We start from the raw sequence: 7,893 nt of genomic DNA on the forward strand, positions 1-7,893 counted from the left end.
GATTTGTATTGCTCATCTTTATTATATACCTAAACTAATTTTCCGTCATGAGTTAGCAGGCGAAGCCTGCTTGGAGTTTTAGTTTACTTTTAGTACAAGGCAGCGAGTCGTAGACAGTACTGAAGTATGGCAAGGCGAGCTAACACAGTAATAAAAGATAAACTAAAAGAGTATATCTTTAAGCTCAAAACCTCCCCCAGAGAATTCGAGCTGTCTGCGGCTCACTTCCTAGATTAATTTTTTATTTTCATTGAGTATTAGATGTCTTGAAATTACTGGTCTATTTGTCAATGGGGTCAATTTTTAGACGAAAAGATGGTATAATGAAAGGTGACTAAAACAAAGGATGAGAAGATGATAAGTAGAGAGATGATTCAACGAGAACTTGAGGGAGTCGATATTCGCTTTGATTATCCCTTAAAGGAATTTACCTATACAAAAGTAGGTGGACCTGTCGATTATCTGGTGTTTCCGCGTAATAAGTATGAATTGTTGCGGATTGTGAAATTAGCTAATCGAGAAGAGATACCTTGGATGGTGTTAGGGAACTCTAGTAACATCATTATTCGCGATGGTGGAGTTCGTGGTTTTGTGATTATGTTTAACCATCTGAATCATATTACAGTGGATGGATACATGATTGAAGCGGAGGCTGGAGCCAATCTGATACAGACAACGCATGTTGCCCTGCACCATAGCCTGTCAGGTTTTGAATTTGCTTGTGGGATTCCAGGAAGCGTTGGTGGAGCGGTTTTCATGAATGCGGGAGCCTATGGCGGTGAAATTGGTCATGTTTTAGAGTCTTGTACGATTTTGACCAAAGAAGGAGAGCTAAAAACATTAGAAAATCGGGATATGCGCTTTGGGTACCGCCATTCAGCAATTCAAGGGACTGGAGATATTGTGATATCAGCTAAGTTTTCTCTGAAGCCTGGGGACCATCAGTTGATTGAACAGGAAATGAAGCGGTTGACACATTTAAGGGAATTGAAACAACCCTTGGAATACCCAAGTTGTGGTTCTGTTTTTAAACGCCCTCCTGGATATTTTGCTGGTCAATTAATCTCAGAGGCTAATTTGAAGGGACATCGAATCGGTGGTGTGGAAGTATCGACCAAGCATGCTGGCTTTATGGTGAATCGGTATGATGGAACGGCTGCGGATTATGAGCAACTGATCCAGGATGTTATTGAACGGGTAGAAAAGCATGCAGGTGTACGTTTAGAGCCTGAAGTTAGAATTATTGGAGACTACGAGTGAAACAACCAATTATTGAATTTCGGCATGTATCCAAAGTCTATGAGGATACTGGAACCCAGGTCTTAAAAGACATTAATTTTGAACTGGAAGAGGGGAAATTTTACACTCTTCTTGGAGCATCTGGTTCTGGAAAATCAACGATTTTGAATATGATTGCCGGACTCTTAGATCCCTCATCAGGAGACATTTTTTTGGATGGCCATCGTTTGAATGATGTTCCCATTAACCAGCGGGACGTTCATACGGTATTTCAGTCTTACGCCTTATTCCCACATATGAATGTGTTTGACAATGTGGCTTTTCCTCTTAAAGTTCGCAAGGTGGGTAAGGAAGAAATCGCTACACGTGTTAGCCAGGTTTTAAAAATGGTGCAGTTGTCTGGCTATGAAAAACGGTCAATTCGAAAATTGTCCGGTGGACAGCGACAGCGGGTAGCTATTGCACGCGCCATTATCAATCAACCTCGAGTTGTTTTGTTGGACGAACCTCTATCGGCCCTTGATTTAAAACTGAGAACTGACATGCAGTACGAGCTGCGTGAATTGCAACAGCGTTTGGGGATTACCTTTGTGTTTGTAACCCATGATCAGGAAGAGGCTTTGGCCATGAGTGACTGGATTTTTGTGATGAATGAAGGTGAGATTGTTCAGTCTGGGACACCCGTAGATATCTATGATGAGCCTATCAACCATTTTGTTGCTAGTTTTATTGGCGAATCCAATATTCTTCCAGGTACGATGATTGAAGATTACCTGGTTGAGTTTAATGGACAACGATTTGAAGCGGTTGATGGAGGAATGCGTCCTCGTGAATCCGTTGAAGTTGTTATCCGACCTGAAGATTTGCGAATTACCTTACCAGAAGAAGGAAAATTACAGGTTACAGTAGATACTCAATTGTTCCGGGGAGTTCATTATGAAATTATTGCCTATGATGAGCTTGGGAATGAGTGGATGATTCATTCAACTCGGAAAGCCATCGTAGGGGAAGTAATCGGATTGGATTTTGAACCCGAAGATATTCATATCATGCGTTTAAATGAAACTGAGGAAGAGTTTGATGCCCGTATTGAAGAGTACGTTGATATGGATGAACAAGAGGCTGGTCTAATCCAAGCGATTGAGGAGGAGCGAGATGAAGACAAGAATCACTAATCTCTTTTCCATCCCCTATATTCTGTGGATTTTGCTCTTTGTATTAGCTCCCTTAGCCTTGATTGTCTTTCAATCTTTCTTTACAATAGATGGTTCCTTTTCACTGGATAATTTCAGAACGTTTTTTCAAGCTGATAATGCTACCTATCTGAGGATGGGTTTTAACTCCATTTTGTATGCGAGTTTGATTACCTTATTAACGCTAGCCATCAGCTATCCCATGGCTTATTTTTTAACCCAGCTTAAGCACAAGGAGCTTTGGTTATTACTGATTATTCTTCCAACTTGGATCAATCTTCTCTTAAAAGCCTATGCTTTTCTAGGGATTTTTAGCCAAGATGGTGCGGTTAATCAATTTTTAACCTTTGTAGGGATTGGTCCGCAGCAGTTGCTCTTTACGGATTTTTCTTTTTTGATGGTCAGTTCCTACATCGAATTGCCTTTTATGATTTTACCGATTTTTCATGCTTTGGATGAATTGGATAAGGCTGTTATCAATGCCTCCTATGACCTTGGTGGCAGTCGCTGGCAAACCTTTTGGTGGGTGATTTTCCCCATGTCTATGAAGGGCGTTCGTTCGGGCGTTCAAGCGGTCTTTATTCCTAGCCTTAGCCTCTTTATGCTGACTCGTTTGATTGGAGGAAACCGTGTTATTACCCTAGGGACTGCCATTGAGCAACATTTCCTCATCACTGAAAACTGGGGGATGGGATCGACCATCGGAGTTGTTCTGATTTTGGCTATGTTACTGACGATGTGGTTGACGAGAGAGAGGACAGACGCATGAAAAAATTAGCAAATCTCTATCTATTTCTTGTATTTGCCCTCCTCTATCTTCCTATTTTCTATCTCATTCTATATGCTTTCAATAAGGGTGGAGATATGAATGCCTTTACTGGGTTCACTTGGGAGCATTTTCGAACTTTGTTCTCTGATCAACGCTTGATCCTCATTTTAGCTCAGACCTTTTTCTTAGCCTTTTTGTCATCTAGTATTGCGACGACAATCGGTACTTTTGGGGCGATCCTTCTGCATCGAATGAAAAAGCCATTACAAGGTAGCCTCCTTGGATTTAACAATATCTTAATGGTGGCTCCGGATGTAATGACAGGTGCTAGTTTCTTGATTTTGTTTACGTTGATTGGATTTCAACTGGGGTTTATCTCTGTTCTCCTTAGTCACATAGCCTTTTCCATTCCCATTGTTGTTTTGATGGTTTTGCCACGCTTGCAAGAAATGAATGATGATATGATTAACGCTGCTTATGATTTGGGGGCATCGGAAGGACAAGTATTACGGGAAATTCTTTTTCCCTATCTAACTCCAGCTATTATTGCAGCTTATTTCATGGCCTTCACTTATTCTTTAGATGACTTTGCGGTCACCTTTTTTGTCACAGGAAATGGCTTTACGACATTGGCTGTTGAAATCTATTCTCGAGCTAGACGAGGTGTTTCCCTAGAGATTAACGCTCTATCCACTTTGGTCTTTCTTTTCAGTATCTTACTGGTCATTGGTTTTTATTTTATTTCTAGGCAAAAGGAGGAGGGGCAATGAAGCAGCTAATCAGCTTTTTAGCAGGAATCGGCTTAATTCTTCTAACCCTAGGAATGATGATTCTGCAACTTCAACCCAAAGATAGCCAAGATCAAAAACGGCCTTTGGTGATTTACAATTGGGGCGATTACATTGACCCAGAGCTCATTGAGCAATTCACAGCAGAAACGGGAATCCGTGTTCAGTATGAGACCTTTGATTCCAACGAAGCTATGTATACCAAGGTCAAACAAGGAGGAACAACCTATGATATCGCCATTCCAAGTGAGTACATGATTCAGAAAATGACTCAGGAAGGATTACTGGAGAAATTAGATCACAGTAAGATTAAGGGACTTGAACACATTGACCCATCTTTCCTGGATCAGAGCTTTGACCCTCAAAATACTTATTCTATTCCATATTTTTGGGGAACTCTTGGTATTGTTTACAATGATCAACTGATTAAGGATGCGCCTCAGCATTGGACTGATTTATGGAAACATGAGTACAGGAATCAAATTATGTTAATTGATGGTGCGCGTGAGGTTATGGGCTTAAGTCTCAATTCTCTTGGATTTTCGATTAATAGTCAAAAAATGTCTGAGTTGGAGCAGGCGACAGAACATCTCTATCGCTTAACACCAAATATTAAGGCTATTGTGGCAGATGAGATGAAAACGTATATGATTCAGAACAATGCGGGCCTAGGAGTAACTTTTTCTGGGGAGGCTCGTCAAATGTTAGATGCAAACGAGCATCTCCATTACGTTGTCCCACCTGAGGGATCGAATCTCTGGTTTGATAATATCGTCATTCCGCATACTGTCAAGAACCGTGAGGCTGCTTACGCATTTATCAACTTTATGCTACGGCCAGATGTAGCCCTTCAAAATGCCGAATATATCGGCTATTCAACCCCTAACCTAACGGCACAGGCTGAGTTACCTGATGAACTGCGATTAGATCAATCCTTTTATCCATCTGAAGAAGCCAAACAAAATCTTGAGGTCTATCAAAACCTAGGACCTAAATGGTTGGGAATCTACAATGATCTCTTTCTACAATTTAAAATGTATCCAAAATAAGTTTTGAAACTCTCATCATGTTAGGGAGTCTTGACTGGATTTTTAATAGACAAGCTGAAACGCCTCAAGAAGACGGATTGTGTTCTTGAGGCGCTTTCGAATAGAAAGGTAAGAGATGTCAAAAAACGACCATACTAGGTATGATCGTTCTGATGATTAATTACGAACTTCTGACGCAAATTCTTCTTTAGCAAATGCTTCATCAATGATAGCTTTCAATTGTTTAGCAGATGCTTGCATTTGTTGCAATTCACGGTCGTTCAATGGGATGTTGACTGGACGAACAATACCATGTGCACCAACGATAGCAGGTTGACCGATGAAGACGTCATCAATTCCATATTGACCATCTTGGTAAGTTGAAAGTGGAAGTACTGCATTTTCATCATCCAAGATAGCCTTAGTAATACGAGCTAGGGCAACCGCGATACCGTAGAAGGTAGCACCTTTTTTCTCGATGATAGAGTAAGCTGCATCACGAACAGATACAAAGAGATCAACAAGACCTTGCTCATCGATGTCACGGTTATCTTGCAACCATTGTTCCAATTTCACACCGGCAACGTTAGCGTGTGACCAAACAGCAAACTCAGAATCTCCGTGCTCACCCATGATGTAGGCATGGACAGAACGAGCATCGATACCGATTTTTTCAGCTAGTGCTTGACGGAAACGAGCAGAGTCCAAAGAAGTACCTGAACCGATTACGCGCTCTTTAGGGAAACCTGAGAATTTCCAAGTTGAATAAGTAAGGATATCTACTGGGTTAGCAGCAACCAAGAAAATACCGTTAAATCCTGAGTCAACGATTTGAGTAACAACTTCTTTGTTGATACGCAAGTTTTTCTCAACCAAGTCCAAACGAGTTTCACCTGGTTTTTGTGGAGCACCAGCAGTCAAAACAACAAGGTCAGCATCGTGTGCATCTGCATAATCAGCGGCGTAGATTTTTTTAGGTGAAGTGAAGGCCAAAGCGTGGCTCAAGTCTTCTGCATCCCCTTGAGTTTTTTCTTTAAAGATATCTACAATACCCAATTCTTGTGCAATTCCTTGTGTTACAAGTGCGAATGCGTATGAAGAACCTACGGCTCCGTCACCAACAAGGATAACCTTTTTGTGTTGTTTAGTAGCAGTCATGATCTAAACATCTCCTTTTCTTTTTAAAGAGAGTTGCCTCTCTCACAATGTTCATTCTACCACCTAAAATGCTTTTTGTCGATAGGGTGACAAAATGTAAACGCTTTAGACTATAATTTTTTGTGAAATTTGAGCATATAAATTGGAAGCGGATTCAGTTGGTGGTATAATACTATTGGTTAGCCAAGTTGGAATGGTTAACAGGATAAATACTCATTCAAACCAAGGAGGATTTGCTATGGTTTTCAAAACTAGTAATGCAGAAGGACCTGTTGATTTTATTAATACCTATGACTTAGAGCCAATGGCTCAAAAGGTTATTCCGAAAGCAGCTTTTGGCTATATTGCCAGTGGTGCTGAGGATACCTTTACTTTAAGGGAAAACATCCGTGCATTCAACCATAAACTAATTGTTCCACAAACTTTGATGAACGTTGAGAATCCTTCAACTGAAGTGGAAATCTATGGAGATAAGCTGACTTCTCCAATTATCATGGCGCCTGTTGCAGCTCATAAATTGGCTAACGAGCAAGGTGAAGTTGCAACCGCTAAAGGTGTGCATGAATTTGGTTCTCTCTTTACAACCAGTTCTTACTCAACAACAGACTTGCCAGAAATTACACAAGCCTTGAATGGTAGTCCTCACTGGTTCCAATTCTACTTTAGCAAAGATGATGGCATTAACCGTCACATCATGGATCGAGTGAAAGCCGAAGGGTATAAAGCCATTGTCTTGACGGCCGATGCGACTGTTGGTGGAAACCGTGAAGTAGACAAGCGAAATGGTTTTGTTTTCCCAGTGGGCATGCCAATCGTTGAGGAGTATTTACCAGATGGAGCTGGTAAAACAATGGATTTTGTTTATGAGTCTGCTAAACAAAAACTATCTCCAAGAGATGTAGAGTTTATTGCGGAATATTCAGGCCTACCTGTTTATGTAAAAGGCCCACAATGTAAAGAGGATGTAGAACGTTCTCTAGGTGCAGGTGCATCTGGTATTTGGGTAACCAACCACGGTGGTCGACAAATTGACGGTGGTCCAGCTTCCTTTGATTCTCTACAAGAAGTGGCAGAAGCAGTTGATAAACGTGTGCCAATTGTCTTCGACTCTGGTGTGCGTCGTGGTCAACACGTGTTTAAAGCTTTAGCTTCAGGTGCTGATCTAGTAGCAATTGGTCGTCCAGTTATCTATGGACTTAGTCTAGGAGGAAGCGTTGGGGTTCGTCAAGTCTTTGAGCATATCAATAACGAATTAAAAACAGTTATGCAGTTAGCAGGTGCTCAAACTATTGAAGATGTGAAAAACACAAAACTTCGCCACAATCCATACAACCCAAGTTTCCCAGTGGATTCCCGTGATTTGAAATTGTATTAACATTTAGTTCGTAGTTCCACCTCCGCACAGTTGATTAGGTTACTTTCGGAGGTCAAAGAGTCAGGAATTGACTCTTTGAGTATCTGGATAAGAGAACATGAAATGTTCTCTCAATAAAAGCGAACAATTGTAATTTGCTTCGCAAATCCTATCTGCTACCTCAAACAGCCTTTTAGCTGTTTGACCAATCAACCACTGCGTCCTAGTGATTTTACTAACTAAAACTCCAAGCAGGCTTCGCCTGCTAACTCATGACGGAAAATTAGTTTAGGTATATAATAAAGATGAGCAATACAAATCCGTAAGTTTATTAGGGCTTTGCCGAGCCTGTAACTAAAACTGG

The 7,893-nt window shown here is 40.9% G+C and carries 7 protein-coding genes; 6 read left to right on the forward strand and 1 reads right to left on the reverse strand.

Annotation, left to right across the window (positions count from 1 at the left end):
• Nucleotides 1–354: 354 nt before the first annotated feature.
• The 5 genes from murB to I2503_RS08620 are packed head-to-tail and all read left to right on the forward strand — an operon-like array spanning nt 355 to nt 5,038.
• Nucleotides 355–1,260 carry a UDP-N-acetylmuramate dehydrogenase gene (murB, locus tag I2503_RS08600; RefSeq protein ID WP_196967685.1) on the forward strand — a complete coding sequence of 302 codons (906 nt, stop codon included), beginning with the start codon at nt 355–357 and terminating at the stop codon, nt 1,258–1,260.
• On the forward strand, nt 1,257–2,414 hold the full coding sequence (locus I2503_RS08605) for an ABC transporter ATP-binding protein (RefSeq protein ID WP_196090867.1): 1,158 nt from the start codon (nt 1,257–1,259) through the stop codon (nt 2,412–2,414). The genes murB and I2503_RS08605 overlap by 4 nt, the downstream gene beginning before the upstream one ends.
• Nucleotides 2,395–3,201, forward strand: coding sequence for an ABC transporter permease (locus tag I2503_RS08610; RefSeq protein WP_196967686.1), 807 nt, complete (start codon nt 2,395–2,397; stop codon nt 3,199–3,201). Before I2503_RS08605 ends, I2503_RS08610 begins: the two co-directional genes overlap by 20 nt.
• Nucleotides 3,198–3,971 carry an ABC transporter permease gene (locus I2503_RS08615; protein ID WP_196090869.1) on the forward strand — a complete coding sequence of 258 codons (774 nt, stop codon included), beginning with the start codon at nt 3,198–3,200 and terminating at the stop codon, nt 3,969–3,971. Before I2503_RS08610 ends, I2503_RS08615 begins: the two co-directional genes overlap by 4 nt.
• A complete protein-coding gene (locus I2503_RS08620) occupies nt 3,968–5,038 on the forward strand; it encodes an ABC transporter substrate-binding protein (protein WP_196090870.1) in 1,071 nt (356 codons plus the stop codon). The genes I2503_RS08615 and I2503_RS08620 overlap by 4 nt, the downstream gene beginning before the upstream one ends.
• A 156-nt stretch (nt 5,039–5,194) precedes the next feature.
• Here the strand turns inward: I2503_RS08620 and I2503_RS08625 are convergent, their stop codons facing one another.
• Nucleotides 5,195–6,175 (reverse strand): L-lactate dehydrogenase, encoded by a 981-nt coding sequence (locus I2503_RS08625; protein ID WP_196967687.1) that lies wholly within the window; start codon nt 6,173–6,175, stop codon nt 5,195–5,197.
• Nucleotides 6,176–6,413: 238 nt separating this feature from the next.
• Between I2503_RS08625 and lctO the strand changes: the two genes are divergently transcribed.
• On the forward strand, nt 6,414–7,550 hold the full coding sequence (lctO, locus tag I2503_RS08630; RefSeq protein ID WP_196090872.1) for an L-lactate oxidase: 1,137 nt from the start codon (nt 6,414–6,416) through the stop codon (nt 7,548–7,550).
• Nucleotides 7,551–7,893 lie beyond the last annotated feature (343 nt).

The organism is Streptococcus sp. NLN64 (assembly GCF_015831295.1).
Taxonomy (GTDB): domain Bacteria; phylum Bacillota; class Bacilli; order Lactobacillales; family Streptococcaceae; genus Streptococcus.

Bases quoted from the DNA above. Each gene is read 5' to 3' on its own strand.
- murB (WP_196967685.1), top strand. From the start codon at position 355: ATGATAAGTAGAGAGATGATTCAACGAGAACTTGAGGGAGTCGATATT.
- I2503_RS08610 (WP_196967686.1), top strand. From the start codon at position 2,395: ATGAAGACAAGAATCACTAATCTCTTTTCCATCCCCTATATTCTGTGG.
- I2503_RS08615 (WP_196090869.1), top strand. From the start codon at position 3,198: ATGAAAAAATTAGCAAATCTCTATCTATTTCTTGTATTTGCCCTCCTC.
- I2503_RS08620 (WP_196090870.1), top strand. From the start codon at position 3,968: ATGAAGCAGCTAATCAGCTTTTTAGCAGGAATCGGCTTAATTCTTCTA.
- I2503_RS08625 (WP_196967687.1), bottom strand. From the start codon at position 6,175: ATGACTGCTACTAAACAACACAAAAAGGTTATCCTTGTTGGTGACGGA.
- lctO (WP_196090872.1), top strand. From the start codon at position 6,414: ATGGTTTTCAAAACTAGTAATGCAGAAGGACCTGTTGATTTTATTAAT.